Annotated in this window: 14 protein-coding genes and 1 pseudogene; 11 read left to right on the top strand and 4 right to left on the bottom strand. The window is 69.1% G+C overall.

Annotated elements, in window-relative coordinates:
* Positions 1–2: 2 nt before the first annotated feature.
* The 11 genes from ABZ671_RS17440 (at position 3) to ABZ671_RS17390 (ending at position 10918) form a co-directional block, all read left to right on the top strand.
* Positions 3–803: a ParA family protein gene (locus ABZ671_RS17440; RefSeq protein WP_357858581.1), complete on the top strand. Its 801-nt coding sequence runs from the start codon at positions 3–5 to the stop codon at positions 801–803.
* Entirely contained in the window at positions 793–2322 is a 1530-nt protein-coding gene (locus ABZ671_RS17435; protein WP_357858468.1) for an ATPase, T2SS/T4P/T4SS family, read from the top strand. The genes ABZ671_RS17440 and ABZ671_RS17435 overlap by 11 nt, the downstream gene beginning before the upstream one ends.
* Positions 2319–3224, top strand: a complete 906-nt coding sequence (locus ABZ671_RS17430) for a type II secretion system F family protein (RefSeq protein WP_357858465.1) — start codon at positions 2319–2321, stop codon at positions 3222–3224. The genes ABZ671_RS17435 and ABZ671_RS17430 overlap by 4 nt, the downstream gene beginning before the upstream one ends.
* Positions 3221–4078 carry a type II secretion system F family protein gene (locus ABZ671_RS17425; RefSeq protein ID WP_357858462.1) on the top strand — a complete coding sequence of 286 codons (858 nt, stop codon included), beginning with the start codon at positions 3221–3223 and terminating at the stop codon, positions 4076–4078. Before ABZ671_RS17430 ends, ABZ671_RS17425 begins: the two co-directional genes overlap by 4 nt.
* 32 nt (positions 4079–4110) lie before the next feature.
* Positions 4111–4311, top strand: coding sequence for a hypothetical protein (locus tag ABZ671_RS17420; protein ID WP_357858460.1), 201 nt, complete (start codon positions 4111–4113; stop codon positions 4309–4311).
* Between the two features lie 83 nt (positions 4312–4394).
* The gene (locus tag ABZ671_RS17415) at positions 4395–4736 is read left to right on the top strand and encodes a TadE family protein (RefSeq protein WP_357858457.1); all 342 of its coding nucleotides are present in this window, start codon (positions 4395–4397) and stop codon (positions 4734–4736) included.
* Positions 4733–5167 carry a TadE family protein gene (locus ABZ671_RS17410; protein ID WP_357858454.1) on the top strand — a complete coding sequence of 145 codons (435 nt, stop codon included), beginning with the start codon at positions 4733–4735 and terminating at the stop codon, positions 5165–5167. Before ABZ671_RS17415 ends, ABZ671_RS17410 begins: the two co-directional genes overlap by 4 nt.
* Positions 5164–5586: a TadE/TadG family type IV pilus assembly protein gene (locus ABZ671_RS17405; RefSeq protein ID WP_357858451.1), complete on the top strand. Its 423-nt coding sequence runs from the start codon at positions 5164–5166 to the stop codon at positions 5584–5586. Before ABZ671_RS17410 ends, ABZ671_RS17405 begins: the two co-directional genes overlap by 4 nt.
* A 20-nt stretch (positions 5587–5606) precedes the next feature.
* The gene (locus tag ABZ671_RS17400; RefSeq protein WP_357858448.1) at positions 5607–9071 is read left to right on the top strand and encodes a LysM peptidoglycan-binding domain-containing protein; all 3465 of its coding nucleotides are present in this window, start codon (positions 5607–5609) and stop codon (positions 9069–9071) included.
* Between the two features lie 132 nt (positions 9072–9203).
* A complete protein-coding gene (locus tag ABZ671_RS17395; protein WP_357858445.1) occupies positions 9204–9548 on the top strand; it encodes a hypothetical protein in 345 nt (114 codons plus the stop codon).
* A 353-nt stretch (positions 9549–9901) separates the two neighbouring features.
* The gene (locus ABZ671_RS17390; protein WP_357858442.1) at positions 9902–10918 is read left to right on the top strand and encodes a hypothetical protein; all 1017 of its coding nucleotides are present in this window, start codon (positions 9902–9904) and stop codon (positions 10916–10918) included.
* Positions 10919–11004: 86 nt separating this feature from the next.
* On the opposite strand, the gene ABZ671_RS17385 is transcribed toward ABZ671_RS17390, so the two are convergent.
* The 4 genes and pseudogenes from ABZ671_RS17385 to ABZ671_RS17370 all read right to left on the bottom strand — a co-directional run bounded on the left by ABZ671_RS17385 (position 11005) and on the right by ABZ671_RS17370 (position 16199).
* Positions 11005–13293: a hypothetical protein gene (locus ABZ671_RS17385; RefSeq protein WP_357858440.1), complete on the bottom strand. Its 2289-nt coding sequence runs from the start codon at positions 13291–13293 to the stop codon at positions 11005–11007.
* A gap of 241 nt (positions 13294–13534) precedes the next feature.
* Positions 13535–14056 carry a toll/interleukin-1 receptor domain-containing protein gene (locus ABZ671_RS17380; protein ID WP_357858437.1) on the bottom strand — a complete coding sequence of 174 codons (522 nt, stop codon included), beginning with the start codon at positions 14054–14056 and terminating at the stop codon, positions 13535–13537.
* Positions 14057–14265: 209 nt separating this feature from the next.
* Positions 14266–14454, bottom strand: a pseudogene (locus ABZ671_RS17375) (DNA-processing protein DprA); the annotation flags it as partial.
* 323 nt (positions 14455–14777) lie between these two features.
* Complete coding sequence (locus tag ABZ671_RS17370; protein ID WP_357858434.1) at positions 14778–16199, bottom strand: hypothetical protein; 1422 nt, start codon at positions 16197–16199, stop codon at positions 14778–14780.
* Between the last annotated feature and the right edge of the window lie 43 nt (positions 16200–16242).

Genomic DNA, 16242 nt, shown 5'->3' with positions numbered 1-16242 from the left:
TCATGGCGATGGTCTCGGCCAAGGGCTCGCCTGGCGTCACCACTACCGCGTTGGCCTGCACCCTGTCCTGGGGCGAGCGCACGGTGCTGGCCGAGTGCGATCCCGCAGGTGGCAGCATCCTGAGCGGATATCTCTCGAGCCTGGACATTCCACCGATCGGCCTGCTGCCACTGGCGGCGGCTGCCCTGCGCGACCAGCTCAGCGACGTCTTTGCCCGCCAGCTGGTCGATCTCGACGCCGATCATCCGGGCCGACGGCTCCTGCTGCCCGGCATCAACGACCCCGTCCAGGCGGGGACCATCCGCCCGACCTGGGAGCCGCTTGCCGCGTTCTTCAGCGAGCTGGAGCGCGGCGAGGACGGTTACGACGTCATCGCCGACTGCGGTCGGTTGACCACCAGCGCGCCGCCGTGGCCGTTCTTGTTCCGCGCCGACCTGGTGCTCCTCGTCGTACGGACGGCAACCCTGCGAACCATCGCCCCGGCCGCGGCCGCAGCCGAGCTCCTCCGCCGGGAACTCACCCAGCACGGACAGGGGCACGGTGGGCTCGCCCTGGCCCTGATTGGCGACGGCCCATACAGCCGGCGAGACATCGAACAGCGGCTGCAGCTCCCAACGTTGATGGAGCTGCCCGACGACCGGCGCACCGCCGAGGTACTCAGCGACGGTGGCGGCCGGCTTCGCGGCAGCCAGCAGTTGTTACGTGCCGCCGCCAGCGCTGAACCAGCCGTACGGGAGGCGATCGCACGCCGGCGAGCGCATCTCGTGCCCACGTCGTCGACCGGGAGCAGCCATGGTCGATAAGCGCGGACCCAGCGGCTCGACCTGGCCGGCATCGGTCGACCGGATCGCCACGAATAGCCACCGCTGGCCAACCAACGGCAACGCAGCCGCCGCCGTACCTGATCCTGGCCCGTCACCCGCCGCTGATCAGGCGGTGACACCGGTCAGCATCGACTACGCGGCGGTGCGGTTGCTGCGCGCCCGGGTCAGTGCGGAGCTGACCGCCGCACTTCGAGAGACACCGAACGTCTCTCCCGGTCACCGCCAAGCGGAAGCGGAACGCATCGCCGCGCGGCTGGTACGCGACCACGTCGACGCCCTGCACCAAGCCGGGCAGCCGATCTCACAGGCGGAAGAGGACGCCCTGCTCGACGCCGTCGCCGCCGACATGTTCGGCCTGGGGCGTCTGCAGCAGCTCCTGGACCGCGAGGACATCGTCAACATCCACATCCTCGGCTGCGACAACGTGCGGATCGAGCACACCGACGGGCGGATCACGGTGGGCGACCCGGTCGCCGACAGCGACAAGGAACTGGTCGACATGTTCCAGGTGCTCGCGATGCGCGCCGGGGCGACCGAACGTTCGTTGTCGTCGACAAAGCCCTGGCTGGACATGCAGCTGCCTGACGGGAGCCGTCTCACCGTACTCATGCAGGTGTCGGTGCGGCCCTACGCCGCCATCCGCCGGCACACCCTCATGGACGTCAGCCTCGAGGACCTGCGCGACCGGTACGGCGCCATGGACGAGCTGATCTGCCAGTTCCTCAAGGCGGCCATGGCCGCCGGCCTCAACATCATGGTCGCTGGCCTCGCCGACGCCGGGAAGACCACACTGCTACGAGGGCTGGCTCGTGAGATCCCTGCCGTGGAGCAGTTCGTCACCCTCGAGGAATCGCGCGAGCTCGGCCTGCACACCACCGGCCGGCACCGCTGGGCGATGAGCCTCGAATCCCGCGAAGGCCACGGCTCACGCGGTGCCGATGGCCGACCGGCCGGCGAGGTCACGATCATGGACATGATCCCGCTGACCCTCCGGATGTCGGTCCAGCGGATCATCGTCGGCGAGGTCCGGTCCCGGGAGATCGTGCCGATGCTGCAGGCCATGGCCACCAGCAAGGGATCGCTCTGCACCATCCACGCTCGCCATCCCCGGGCCGTCATGGACCGCGTCATCGAGCTCGCCCTGCAGCACGGGCCCGAGATGACCGCCGAACTGGCCCGACGGATGGCTGCCGGCGCCATCGACCTCATCGTGTACGTCAGCGTCGAGGACGAGACCAAGCTCGGCGGCCGCAAGCACCGCTACGTCTCGGAGATCGTCGAGGTCGGCGGGATGAGCGGAGAGCAGCTCGTCACCACGCAGATCTTCGGGCCCGGGCCGGACGGGCGAGCCGTGCCGCGCCATCTGCCCGAACGGCTGCTGGAGTCCCTCCTACGGGTCGACTACGACCCTCGCCTGCTCACCGGCTACATCCAGCAGGGCGAGCACAACCGAGGTGCCTGGACCACCTGCCTCGACACATTGAAGAGGCGGCCATGAGCCTGCTCGACCTCGCCGCTGTGCTGGCGGGCCTACTCGCCGTCGCCGGGGCGGTCGTCGGTGTGCTCGGCGTCGTGGGAACCACACGCTCGCCCCGACCGCCGTCGGCCTTGCAGCAGTTGGCCCGCCGTTGGTGGATTGGGCCCGGGCGAACGCGGCGGGAGCAACGCAACCACCAGCTCAAGGTGATCACCGCGATCGTTGCTGGCGCCCTGGCCTGGCTCCTGACCGGCTGGCCCGCCGCCGGGGCCATCATCGGCATCGCCGTCCCGGGCATACCCTGGCTGTTCGCCGCCGGCCGCGCAGAAAAGCAGGCGATCGCCCGGCTGGAGGCCGTTGAGGCCTGGACCCGCCGGTTGGCGGACATCGTCGCCCGAGGGATCGGCCTTCAGCAGGCGGTCGTGGCGGCTGCGGCGACCGCGCCGCAACTCATCGAACAGGAGATCCGTGACCTGGCGGCGCGGCTGCAGGCCGGCGGTGACCCGATCGCGGCCCTGCAGCAACTGGCCGACGACCTCAACGACTACACCGCCGACCAGGTCATCGCACCGCTCATGCTCCACGTCACCGACCGGGGTGAGGGCCTGCACGAGGTGCTGACCGGCATCAGCCGGTCCATCGCCGCCGAGATCGAGATGCGCTCAACGGTCGACGCCAAGCGCGAAGGACCCCGCTTCGCAGTGCGGTTCCTGACCGGCATGACCATCCTGCTCCTGGCCTACGGGGTGATCAATCCGCACTACCTGCAGCCGTACGGCAGCGTGCTGGGGCAACTCGTTCTGCTTTTCCTCGCCGGCCTGTACGTCGCGCTCATGACCTCGGTACGCAAACTCAGCCTCCCGCCGAAACGGGAACGCCTACTGCCGCCGGCCGACACGCAGACCCTGGGAGCACCAGCATGAACAACGGTCACCTCACCGCCATGGTCGTCGCCGGCGCGTTGACGGGGCTCGGGCTGTTCCTGCTGGTCGTACAGCTGATCCCCGCGCCACCGGCGCTCGGGCCCGCGCTTCGCCGGCTACATCCCATGAGCACCCCGAGCAGCACTCCCGCCAGCATCAGCTGGCTCCGACGCCGATTCTCGGTGCCGCACGCCGACCTGCGGCTCCTCAACCGCAGCACCGACCAGTACCTCCTCACCCTCGGGCTGTCCGCGCTGTTCTGCCTCGTCCTGCCCGCCCTGATCACCATCGCCGTCGCGGTGCTGGCACTGCCGATACCCGTGTTCATCCCCGCCGGTGGCACGGTCGCCGCCGCGCTGGCCGGCGCGGCGTTGGCCCACCGGGAGGTCGTCGTCAAGGCCACCGCCGCCCGGGCGGAATTCACCCGAGCCATGTGCACCTACCTCGACCTCGCCGCCCACCAGGTCCTCGGCGGTCACGGCCCGGTCGAGTCGCTGGACCGAGCGGCCAGCGTCTGCCAAGGCTGGGTATTCGACCGAATCCGGGAAGCCCTGCTCAGCGCACAGCTCCAGCTGCGGCCGCCATGGGACGAACTGAAGGTCCTCGCCCGCGACATCGAGGTCGTCGAGCTGGGCGACCTCGCAGACATCATGCGCACCGCCGGCAACGAAGGCGCCAACGTCCACCAGACGCTGCGCGCTCGCGCCGACTCGATGCGGGACCGGATCCGTACCGAGGCTCTCGCCCAAGCCGAGCTACGCACCAACAAGCTCGACATCCCCGCCGCAGCGCTGATCCTCGTACTCCTCGTCCTCATCGGCTACCCGTTCATGGCCCGACTGTTCGTCCGCTGACGCGCCACAACCCACTCACGGAGGGAACCGCCATGCACACCATCCACGCACTCCTCGCCCACCTGGCAGCCCGCTGGCAGAACCTGACCACGCCGGCTGAGGCCGAGCGAGGCGACAGCCCCGTCGGCACCGCCGTCATCACCGCGATCCTCGTCGCCGGTGCCGTTGTCGTCGCCGGGGCGATCGTCGCCGTCGCCAACGGCTGGGTCGCACTCATCCCCACCCAGCCGTGACCATGAGAGCGCCCCTCATCCGCCCGCGCCCGGCCGGGCGCGGGCGGATACACCCCTGCCTTCGCGACCGTGGCAGCTCGCCGGTGGAGTTCGCCATCATCGCGCTGCCGATGCTCCTGCTGACCTTCGCCGTCGTGCAGACCGGGTTGGTGTTCTTCGCCCAGTCCATCGCGCTGGCTGCCGCCACCCAGGGCGTCAACGGCGCCCGTGGCTACCAGTCCACCGCTGCAGCCGGCGAGAGTCGAGCCCTCAACTTCCTGTCCACCGCCGGAGCCGGCCTGGAGAACCGGCAGGTCGTCGTCACCCGTACGGCAACGGAGGTGCGTGTCACCGTCACCGGCCGGGCGATCACCGTGCTTCCCGGCTTCAGGTGGACTATCAGCAGATCCGCGCACGGCCCCGTAGAACGGCCGACCGCACCATGAGCAGGCGACGGAACCGCCGGGAACGCGGGTCGGCATCCATCGAGATGGCAGTCGTCGCGCCCGCCATCCTGGCGCTGTTCGCCGGCGCTGTCATCGCTGGCCGGGTCAACCTCGCCCGTCAGGCGCTGGAAGCGGCGGCCTACGACGCTGCACGCACCGCGTCCTTGGCACGCACTTCAAGAGAGGCGAACGCGCAGGCGCAGGGGGCCGCCCGCGCCACGCTCGAGGCCCAGGGGCTGAGCTGCACCAGCTTGAACGTCACGGTCTCCACCGCAGGCTTCGACGTCCCCGTCGGGCAACCCGCCACCGTCACCGCCACCCTGAGGTGCCGTGCGACCTTCTCCGACGTCGCACTGCCCGGCATGCCCGGCACGGTGCCGATCAGCGCATCCTTCACCAGCCCGTTGGACACATACCGGGGAAGATCATGAAAGTCGCCATCCGCCGGCTGAGCGACGATGACGGCCGGGTCACGATCTGGTTCGCCGTCCTCGCACCCGCCTTCCTCGCCCTGATCGGCCTCATAGTCGACGGCGGCGCCAAGGTACGCGCCTACCAGCGCGCGGACAACATCGCCGCGGAGGCTGCCCGTGCGGGCGGGCAAGCAATCAAGGCCGGACAGGCCATAGATGGCGGCGCGAAGGAGATCGACCCCTCGCGGGCCGCCTCCGCCGTGCAGGCGTACCTCGACGATCTCGACGGGGTCACCGGCAGCGTCCGCGTCAACAACCCCCAACAGCTCACGGTCACCGTCACCGTCACCTACAACCCGATCCTGCTCGACCTGTTCGGCGGGGGCGGCGGCACGACGGTGACCGGCCGGGCGACCGCGAACCTGATCGCCCAGTAGCAGCTCGCAAAGGAGCAACCGTGGCACGCACCGCACTCACCGCCGGCCGCGGCCAACAGGCCCTCACCGCCCTCGGTGCTCTCGTCCTGGTTGTCCTGATCGCTGCTCTGCCGATTCTGCTGCTCTGGGCCGCCGGCAATCCCCTTGCCGAGCTCGGCGGCTGGTTCGCCACCCTCACCGACGACCCGGGCGCCGCGGTCAGTCAGGTCTGGCATGCACTCGGCACGCGTGACGACGGAGACCTGTTCCTGTGGGCCCTGTCGCTGGTCGGCTGGGTGGCCACCGCCCTGGCCGCGTGGGCCTGGATCACCTTCCTCGTCGCCGTCGTCGCGGAGGCCGCCGCGCAGGTACAGGGCCGCCGGAAGGGACGTATTCCGCGCCACATCGCCCAGGTTCCCGGCATGCGCCTCCAACAGCGAGCCGCCGCCGTGCTGGTGGCTGCCATCCTCGGTGGTTTCGCTGCGCCGGCCCTGGCATCGGCTGCCGCCCCCGCCGCCATCGTGCAACCCGTGACGGTCGGACTCGCAACGGCTGCCGAGGGGACTGCACAGCCGAGCCCCGCGCCGACCCAGACGGCGACGGCAGAGAACTACCTCGAGCACCCGGTGGAGCGCGGAGAGAGTCTGCTGGCCATCGCCGAGCGCTACCACGTCTCGTGGCAGCGCCTGGCCGAGGCGAACCACGGGTTGCCGCAACCAGACGGGCGCAGCCTCCAACCCGGTAACACCCGGGTCTACGCCGGGTGGACTCTGCGGATCCCGCGGGCCACCGCTCCGACCGCCACCATCACGTCGACGCAGGCCGCACCCGCTGCAACTACTGGTCCGATTAGCTATTTGGTCGCACGCGGTGACTGGCTGTCGGGTGTAGCACAGCGCTTCCTTGGGGACGCCGACCGCTACGTCGAGATCGCCGACCTCAACCCGCAACTCAAAAGGCGTGACGCCCGCTTCCCCGACCACATCGAGCCCGGATGGCGGATTCTGCTGCCCAAGGAGGCTCGCGATCGCGGCCCCGTCGAGCGGGCTCAGGGTCTGGTCGTGAATGGCGACCATGCTCGGCCGAGCCCGCCCGCTTCGGAAGCTGACAGCACGTCGGCCGATCCCCGTCCAAGGGCAGCCACCGGCAGTCCTGCGGATGCATCCGGTGCGAGGCGAGGAGACGCGAGCTCGTCGCCGGCCGTCGCTCCCACAAGCCCCCCGACTGCTACGGCTACACCCTCAGCCTCGGCCAGCTCACCTGCCGACGAACGGACAGCGACGGCACGTCCCACCGATGAGCCGACCACCGCTGAGGCAGAACAGGGACGCACGCAGCCAGTAGAGGAAGGCGAAGTCAACGAGGGAATCCTCTTGGGGTCGCTCGCCGGCGCAGGTCTGCTCTCCGCGCTGCTGCTCGCCGCCGTTGTACGTCGGCGAACCCGTCAGCGCCAGCACCGTCGGTCCGGTCGCCGAATACCGCATCCCCGCAGTGGGGCGACGGAACGCGCGCTGCGGGTCGCCGAGCAACCTGCCGATGTCGACCGGCTCGACCTTGCCCTGCGCAGCCTCGCCGCAGCGCTGGCCGAACGCGAGCAACCCCTGCCGGACATCGCCGCAGCCTGGATCGTCGACCAGAGCGTCACCGTCGTGCTCACCACGCCAGGCGCCCAGCCGCCGGCTCCGTGGATCGACGACCGGGGGCACTGGACCCTGCCCGGGGACGCCTCCGTGCCAGCCGTCACCGAGCAACTCGCGCCGCTGCCCGCCCTCGTCGCTGTCGGGTCCCAGCCGGGCCGGCACCTCCTGCTCGACCTCGAACGCCTGGGCAGCCTCGCCATCGCTGGCGACAGCGAGCGCACCCAGGCGCTGCTGCGTTACCTCGCCTGCGAGCTGGCTTGCAACGCATGGTCCGACGACGTCGAGATCATCGTCACCGGCTTCCCGGCGTACGAGGCTGAACTTCTGGTCGCGCTCAACCCGGACCGGGTGCGGGCAGCCTCGTCCGTCAGTGAGGCCGTCACTCGCCTCCGACGGCGAGCCGCCGCCGTGGCCGCCGCCCTTTCCGCCTCCGGAGCAGCGGACGCACTTGCGGGCCGTATCTCCGACAACGGCGAGGCCTGGGCGCCCCAGGTGCTGCTCGTCGCCGATCCGGATGCCGACGACCTCGATCTGCTCGACGAGTTCGGCAAAGAGCTACGGGATGCTGGCCGGTGCGCCGTCGCGGTCGCCAGTACCACCAGGGTCCACGCGGCAACCGGCCCGAACACGGCCGTCATCGACGAGGACGGGATGCTGCAGCTCGCACTGCCGTTCTTCTCCGTCGAGGGAGCTGCGGCGGGCTTACCCGTACGCGAGCTGGAACCGCTCGTCGAGATCATGGCGCAGGCCCGGAGCGCCACGGACGAGCCGACCCCGCCGGCCGCCGAGCCGGAGGACTGGGCCGAGGGCACCGACGCCGCCGGCTCAGTGCTTGAACTTCTAACCGCGGCCGCTGTTGCCGAACCCGCGATATCGCAGGCACCCGAGAACGATGAGCGGAGCCTCTCTGACGCGTCGGCGCCACCAGGTCCCATCGTCTCTGTCCCTCGGATCGACAGCGGCCACGCGGGTTACGCCGGGCCACGGCGAGAGGTCAACGCGGCGATCCGGCAGCGCCGCCGCCAGTCCGACCCCGAACTCGATTCGGACCTACGGGCCTGGCGTGAGCAGGACGGTGCTCGTCCCCGTATCAGCGTGCTCGGCCCGGTGGATGTCGACGCACCGGGCCCGGCGCCTGCTCAGCGCCGTCGCTTCCACGCGGAGCTCATCGTCTACCTCGCCCAGCGCGGCGCTCGCGGAGCATCCGCCGAGCAGCTCACCGACGCGCTGTGGCCCGAGCAGCAGGTCAAGGACGCCAGCCGCCGCGTGGCCATCACGCGGGCCCGGCGATGGCTGGGGGAGAGACAGGACGGCACCGCCTGGCTGCCCGAGATGGGATCCGATCGGCTGTACCGACTTGAGCCGGGCTACCTACTGGACTGGCACCTGTTCCGCCGTCTCCGCAGCAGGGGCCAGAGCCGCGGCCCGGCCGGGGTCAAGGATCTGCGCGCCGCGCTGGAGCTGGTACGCGGAGCGCCGCTCGACGGTGCTGACCGGGCGTACGCCGTTGGAGCCCGGAATCCCTTCACCTGGCTGCCCGAGTCCGACATCTATCCCGGGCACATCATGTCTGCGGTGGTGGACACCGCCCACGACCTCGCCGAGCTGTACCTCGATGCGGGGGACACGACCGGAGCTCGGTGGGCCGTACAGCAGGCGTGGCTGGCCGACCCAGACCGCGCTGACGACGGGCCCTGGCGAGACATCATGCGGGCTGCTCACGCCGAGGGACACGCCGCGGAACTACGCAATCTGCTGGGGGAGCTGATGCGCGCCCGCGAGGCCGAGGTGCCGGAGGACCTCACGCCGACCACATACGCCCTGCTGCGAGAGCTCCTTCCAGACCTGCTCGCGGCCACCGCCTGACTACCTTCGAACGATAGACCTGACGGCCCCAGTGAGATCACGACAAGAACGAATCGGAGCGGGTGAACCACTTTGCAGACTTCGAACCAAGGTGACGTCCTGACGTACGTCGAGGCGGCGAAGGAGCTCAGCGTGAGCCTTCGCGGCGAACCCGACGATCTCGTCGCAGCCGGGGCGATGTATCTGGCATGTGAAGCCTGGCGGCAGCTGGCTGGTAGAGACCTCGCTTGGGACCGCTTCGGTCTAGAGCTCCTCGACGTTCGAGCGCGGCTGTACTCGGAACAGGACGTGACCGTTGACGCTGCGGCACCCGTCCGTGATGACGCGGAAACCCGCCTCGCCGTGACGTCCATGGTCGAGCAACTCGCGTGCTACCACGACCGGTGCGCCAGCGACCATCGCTTCGGGCTGGCTGAACGGCTCAGTCACGACGCCGGCGCCCAGCAGTTACGACGTGCGGCGGCGGCGCTGGGATGAGTTTCGGCCACTGGCACCGGGAGGCGTCTGAGGCGCTGAGCGCAGCGACTGCGGCGCTCGGGCAGCGGCGGGCGAACACCGCAGCAGAGATCAACGCTGCTGTCACGGCCAGGTCCGCGCTCTACACCCAGTTGGCGCGAGTGACTGAGCTGCTCGTCGGTGGCCGCCCGGCAGCCGAGGTGCCCGATCGGGCGGGAGCTGCGGCAATCCTGGCGAGACGCGGACAGGCGCTGACGAAGTTCTACGTCGGTCTTCGAGCCGCCGCGATCGTCGACCGGAGATTCCCATCCGCTCCCGCCGCAGCCAGCACCGAACCTGTGCGCTCCCTACGCCGCGCTGCGGACGCCGTCGGCGTGATCGGCGACATCCTCGCCAGCCACGTACCACCCGGACGAGGCCCCTGCACACCGGAAGGCCTCGCCATCCGGGCCAGCGGCGGCGTCCAATCCGGCCTCGCCGACATCGCCAGGCTTACCCTGCACGCGGTGATGGTCGATATCGCTCTCCCCGCATGGCTCGATCGCGGAAAGGGACACCTGGCGGAGATCTATCGACCGGCGGCGGAGGCCGCCAGGTGGACAGCCAGCAGTCGGCTGAGCTCGGCTGCCCGGGAACTCATCGGCGCAGGACGTGGACAACCCTCGCTGGGCGAACTCAACGTTGCTCGGTCTCCGCTGAACCCTGTACCAGGCGTCAGCACCGTAGACGATGCGATTACGGCTGTCGCCGCCGCGCGAACCTGGATGTGGCACAACCCGGCCCAGCTCACCGGCGCTCACCTGCAGCTCGGGACTCGAGTTGGGCTGGCCGTGCACGTCCTGACCAGCGGTGGTGACCTGCAGATGGTCGGCGGGTGGCGGCAGGCGGCCATCGCGGCCGGAGAGCTTCGCGCCACCCCGCCAGTCGGTCCGGCTCGGGATGCTGCTGCGGAGCTGGCGGAGGTCCTGCGGTGGCTTCGGACACAAACACCGGCCCGCCGCGGCGGTTCTGGGAAACCACCCGACCAGCACGTCGTACGCCTCGACGCGGAACTCTCGTTCATGGCTGCCACGCTCCACAAGGGGTTGAGCGCTGCGTTGCAGCGACGCGAGCTGTTCGTCCGGGCCGAGTCATCCTTGAAGCGTCAGGCTGGATCGCTCGTCTTCCGGGCTACCGAGCGGTGGCGACCGGCCGCGAGCGATGACGACGTGGTGCAGGACCTCACCCGGGCGCTGCTGCAGCGGCATGATGCCGACAGGGGCGGCGATCAGCCGGGTGCTGCGGCTCGGGCGTTTCCGCGTCCCCCACGATCGAGGTCTTCGACGGCTCAGACGTCGTTCGACCCAGCCGTCAATGCGAGGCCGGGGCGTGACCCCCGTCGATCACGATGACTGGCGGCAGGCGCGTGAGGCGTCTTCTCCTGTTGCTCTTCGAACTGGGGTGGTGACTGCATGCTCGCAGCATCCTGTTCTGAGGGTCAGGATAGGGAGAGGGCGCGAGCTGAAGGGGTCCAGTCGGCGAAAACCTCAGGCAGGCGGTTCAGGTCATTTGGCAGAACCGTGACAAGTCGGATGCCGGTGAGGTTCGCAAGTTCGATCTTGCGCTGGACCTTGTCGGCGTAGGTGTCCTGCTCCATCATTCCGAGCGCCTCGACGTACGTTCCGTCTGTCAGGAGCCAGTCGGCACGCAGGCCCGTGGTGTTCAGCAGATGGTGCCGCGGGTAGTGCGGCTCGACCTCGTGGTCAATGCCGTTGTGGTGCAGGAAGTCGTCGATGTGCCGTTCGAACATCGAGCGGCACAGGTGTCCGTCGGTCGCGACGGTGACGACGCCGCGCGCCGGCCTGGTGGCGCCGACCAGCAGCCCGGCTTCCTTCAGCCAATCAGTCCAGGTATGCGGCTTGCGGCCGGGGCGGGCGGCCGGTGATTGGGTGCGGGGAATGAGGAACCGGCAGAGCATCGCCTCGTCCGCGAGGTTCGGATCAGTGAGTGAGATGCGGGAGAGCTGTCCGCTTGACGGCGGGCCGGAGAACTCGATCCGGGCGAGTCGGCGTAGCGCCCAGATCGTCGCGTCGGTCCATGGCCCGTCGGTTCCGTTGTCCCTGAGTACGCCGTCACGGGCCAGAATGCAGCAGTCGAAGCAGTACGCAAGTCCCGAGCGTGTGCTGTGGGCGTCCATGCCGCAGAGACGGCATGGGCGAGTGCTCTCACCGATGTCGTTGGTGCGAAACAGGCCGCTAAGCAGGCGGCGCTGCGCCTCCAGTGTGATGGCACCGGCGTCATGCGGCGAGGTGTGCCTCACCCGTACGTTCAGCCAGGGCCGGTGAGCCTCTGGCACCAGGTCGATGGCACGCCCGATCAGGCTGCACGACGCGGGAACGATCGACAGGTCATCGCGGGTGGGGGCGCCTCGCAGGTCGTACACCGAGTTGTCGCGAACCACCGGACGGAACGGCCCGATCTCTGCCGCCAGGAACGCAGCCGAGCGGCGATTGTGCCTGACGGTGGTGGTAGACGGCGCCGCCCAGCGAACTTCGGCGGGATTGACGCCGTGCCGCTTGAGCAGGGTGGACAGCGGCCCGACGTGGGGTCGGGCGTACACCATCAGTACGCCGGAAATAGGGTCGTAAATGCCGGCTTCCGGCAGTTCGTCAAAGTCGACTCCGTCCCGCACCAGCCGGATGGACCAGATCCGCTCGCGGTCGACAGGTTCGTCACGGAAGCGGTCGGTCCTGATAGTTGCATCCGGGAACTCGTCGAGCTCCTCGAATCCCTCCGGGAGCGAGGTGTCCACGCCGTGGGCGCGCAGGGCCGCAATGGCATCCGGGCGCGTGCGCTCGTCGACCAACGTCAAGGGACCGTCGGGTAGCCGGTACTGACCAATCTCGAGGCCCGTCCGGTCAGTGATAATGGCTCGCTCGAAGCCCCAGGTCGATCGGCTGATGGCACGAATGCCCTCGTAAGGATGCGGCACGCCCCGGAAGTCCGCCCAGGCCGTGAGATCCGCCAGTGCCGCGGCGTCCCACAGGTCCTGGGTCCGGCTTCTCTCGGTCGGGATACCCCAGCCTCCCGTTGCCAGCCTGTGGGCGAGAGCGCCATGCAGAAGCTCACCGAACTTCTTGATCAGACCCATGCGGACGCTGTCCTCGGCAGGGACGCCCATCGCCGCTGGCACCGGCGCGGCCACGAATGCATCGACGAGCTGGTGGAGTGGCCCGGTGTCTGGCAGATCCAGGTAGACGCGGCCGATTCGGTATCCGAATTGGCGCTCCTCGGCGGGGGAAACCGGGTTGGAGCGGTTGGGTTCCCACTCCTCGTCATGGTCGGGTTCGTAGGGTTCCTCAATGGGGTCGAGTTGAATCCAGCCGTGGCACCCGATCGGATGAGGCAGGGCGGCGGCAGCGAGTCGCTGCAGGCCTTCGCCCACCCAGTGCAGGGTGTGGTCGTACATGAAGCCCATGTGCCGGTCGATGACCGAGCCGCCACGGGCCGGCGGAGCGACCACCGAGATCGCCTTCGGGTTGTGAGTGTTATCCGGACGGGGCACGAGCCCCAGGACCACCGGAAGCCGCAACTCGACCTCGTCGTGCCTGTTGCGCGCCCCGACGACGCTGTCTGCACGCGTGAGGCTGTCGAGCACGAACCGGCGCAATGCATCGACGGTGTCGTCGAACACGGCAATCCCTGTCGAGTAGCGCGTGTTACCGCGGGGAATCAGGACCATCTGCTCGGACGGCTCGTAGACAATCTGATCTTGCTCAACAGGCACTCGCGGATCATGCCAGAGGCCCGCGACTACCGTTCACGAGGTGCGGATGGGCCAGGGGAACGCTGTGGCGCTCCGCCTACGTACGGCTCGCTCATCGACTAGCTTGATCTTTAACCTGTGCGGCCTCCGCGCGTGGACTTCTCAGCTGGGCTCGCGCAGTTTGAGGGCAGGCGCGACCGACTCCCGTGCTTTGGCTTGGCGCCGGCGACGTGGAGCGACGCACGGGCACGCCGCCGGACGCCTAGTTCGTCGATGTGAGCGGCGCGGTCAGGTCGTCCTCAACGGCGACCAGCTCGGCGATCTTGGTGGCAATGTCTGCCATCGAATCATCCGCCGTGTTCAACCCGTTTCGGGAGGCAAGCAAGGGGCTAACCTTCCGGAGCTCGTCGTATGTCGTCTCGTGCACGACAGGGATTAGGAGGTCACGTGCAAGGAGCTCCGAGAGCTCCTTGTCAGAGACGCCCCGGCGGTCGACGCGTTTCAGTAGCGCAGGGGTGACCAGGACGAGACCCGTACGCGACTTCGCCAGGCCTCTGTCGATTTCCCTCAGGAACGGTTGGCCGAGCACAATGTCCTTCTCGCTGAACCAGACCGACACACCCTCTGCTACCAGCAGGTTGTGCAACTCCGTAGCAGCACCGCGCCGGTCATCCCACGCGTGGCAGAGGAAGACATCGCAAAGGTCTGGATCCTGATGCGCGCGCAACTCGACGGTGCGGCGAACGGGAGTCAGCGCCCGCACCTCGGCAGGCGTGTAAGTCACGGAGGAAGTGCTCGGCGACCAACGCGGTCGCGCTATGCCGCTGATGGACCCGCCCCCACTGCTCGCGCCGCCCCCGCTCCGCGGCGTGTAATCCGGCTGCGGGTAGGAGGGCCGGGGCGGTGAGTACCCATAGCGGCCACACGCAGGGCAGGCCGCAGCTGCGCTGGCGGTCCGATGGCCCCGGACCGGGGCCGTACAGAAACTCATAATCACATGGTAATCTGCGCGACCCTCGGAGCCATCTCGTTGACGCGTAGCCGGGGGTCGCCGGTAAATTCCAGAAGGTTGCGATTCCCCGCGGGGTAGAGACGGTTGAGGTCGCTCGCATGCACCGCGACTGTCTGCTCGCCTGCCGCCAACGCGCCTCGGTGTAGGGCAGCGTCGATGCCGGAGGCGCCAGGAAATCCGCGCCGCACGGGTGCCACGGTGCACCGCCGCTTACGATTGTCGGGCCAAAGTCCCTTCCCGGCTACGGCAACCCCGTCGACCTCGACGTGATCCGCGCGTGGTGGTCATTGCGAAGCCTGCTGACGATCCGCTGGCTGGTAGAACACGCTTCGACCCGTCCGCGCCATGCTGCGAGGTCGACGTGCTGAGATCCCGGATGTGAGCCTGCATGAGTCCAACGGTGACGAGTGCGGTTCCGCCGCATCAAGCTGGCTGTCTGCTGAAGCGCGGCAGTGCAGGGGTGGCTGGCGGGCAGCAGCTCGGGACGGGCCGGTTACCTTGGTGCGGCTCGCCCTGCCGGTGCGGGCAGGGTGCGTAGCTCGTTGACGAGGTCGCGGACGGCTTGAGAGCGCGGGGCAGCGGGGGCGAGTTCGTCGTGAAGTCGGAGTAGGAGCGCGACGCTGCGTACGGAGCTGACAGCGGGTAGACGGCCGAGAGCGAGTCGGGCGGTGCTGACCGCAAGGTCCAGGTCACCGGCGGCGTTGTGGGCAAGGCTGAGCCATGCGCCGTGTCGTAGTGCGGAGCGTTGTGGCGCTTCGGTGGGGCTGGTGTGAGCACGCGCATGAAGTAGCTGGCCGGCTTGGCGGAGCAGTTGTTTGCGTCGTGTCGGCACCCGCTCGGCCAGGACCACGAGGCCGCGGCCGGTGATCGCGTCGAGTTCGATGCGGTCGATGTATGAGGCCCATCGGGGAAGCGGCGTGTCGGGCTTGGCGTCGAGGAGTTCGAGGGTGCTCGTGCGCATCCGTGAGTAGCTGGTGACGTCGCCGGCGACAGCGTGGGCGAGGCTGCTGCGGGCGGCGACCATCGCGCGGACGGCGGGTGGCGTGGTCGCTGCCGCTTCTTGCGCCGCTGCGGCGAGTTGCAGGGCGTCGAGGGCGTGGCCTCGGTCTGCGGCTTGATTGGACATGAGAGCCAAGACGCTGGCGGCGAGGCCCGGCTCCGCAGCTGCGTGCGCGGCTCGCAGCGCGGTGAGATACCAGCGTTGCGCGACGCCGTCTTCGCCTGCGTCGAAAGCCATGAATCCGGCGGTCTGTGCGAGCTGTGCCAGGGCAGCGGCCAGGCGGCGGCCGGCTGCGGCGTTGTAGGACCCGCGGCGTAGGAGCCGGGCGACGGCGGTGAATTGGTCGTTGACGAATCCTCGTGCGGCGCCACCCTGGTTGTCGTCGAGTTGTTGAGCTTGGGCGACGACGGTGTCGATCATGTCCAGCAGTGGCGGGCTGACGGGACCGCCTTCGCCTGCGGCGGCGACCAGGTCCGGGACGGGCTGCTGCAGCGCGGTCCAGGCGGGGGCGGTCAGGGCGGCGCCGGTGACGGCGATGATGGTTCGACGGGTCGGCACTGGTCCTCCTACGAGGCTGAACAGTCCGTTGCCGTCCCAGGGTAGATCCATCGCGTGGTTAGCGGGCAGGGCAGGCTGCGGGTGTGGCGCGGCCTGACCCCAGACATCCGCGTACACCAGGTTGGTTTGGAGCTGGGTGGACAGCATCTCGACGACGAGCTCGGGTATGTCGCCGTGCGGCACGGCGCCGTCTGAGATCCACTTGTAGGGGGTCTTGGCGTGGACTCTGCGGCTGTTGCCGCGTGCCGCCAGGACGGCGTTGATCCGTCGGGCCAGGGCCTCCGGTCGCCATCCCGCGTCGTGGAGCAGACCGGACAGGCGCCGGTTGACGCGGGGAGTGGTTGGCTCGGCTTCCACCGTTGGAGCCTCTCTTCCGGATGCCGGAGGTACGGCCGCGTCG

Source organism: Micromonospora sp. NPDC006766 (assembly GCF_040636055.1).
Taxonomy (GTDB): domain Bacteria; phylum Actinomycetota; class Actinomycetes; order Mycobacteriales; family Micromonosporaceae; genus Micromonospora.
The sequence above is the reverse complement of the archived record's forward strand: the minus strand, read 5'-3'. Positions and strand labels throughout refer to the sequence as shown.

Excerpts from the sequence above, each read along its gene's own strand:
- ABZ671_RS17410 (WP_357858454.1), top strand. The coding sequence starts at position 4,733 with ATGAGCAGGCGACGGAACCGCCGGGAACGCGGGTCGGCATCCATCGAG.
- ABZ671_RS17425 (WP_357858462.1), top strand. The coding sequence starts at position 3,221 with ATGAACAACGGTCACCTCACCGCCATGGTCGTCGCCGGCGCGTTGACG.
- ABZ671_RS17430 (WP_357858465.1), top strand. The coding sequence starts at position 2,319 with ATGAGCCTGCTCGACCTCGCCGCTGTGCTGGCGGGCCTACTCGCCGTC.
- ABZ671_RS17420 (WP_357858460.1), top strand. The coding sequence starts at position 4,111 with ATGCACACCATCCACGCACTCCTCGCCCACCTGGCAGCCCGCTGGCAG.
- ABZ671_RS17435 (WP_357858468.1), top strand. The coding sequence starts at position 793 with ATGGTCGATAAGCGCGGACCCAGCGGCTCGACCTGGCCGGCATCGGTC.
- ABZ671_RS17405 (WP_357858451.1), top strand. The coding sequence starts at position 5,164 with ATGAAAGTCGCCATCCGCCGGCTGAGCGACGATGACGGCCGGGTCACG.
- ABZ671_RS17440 (WP_357858581.1), top strand. The coding sequence starts at position 3 with ATGGCGATGGTCTCGGCCAAGGGCTCGCCTGGCGTCACCACTACCGCG.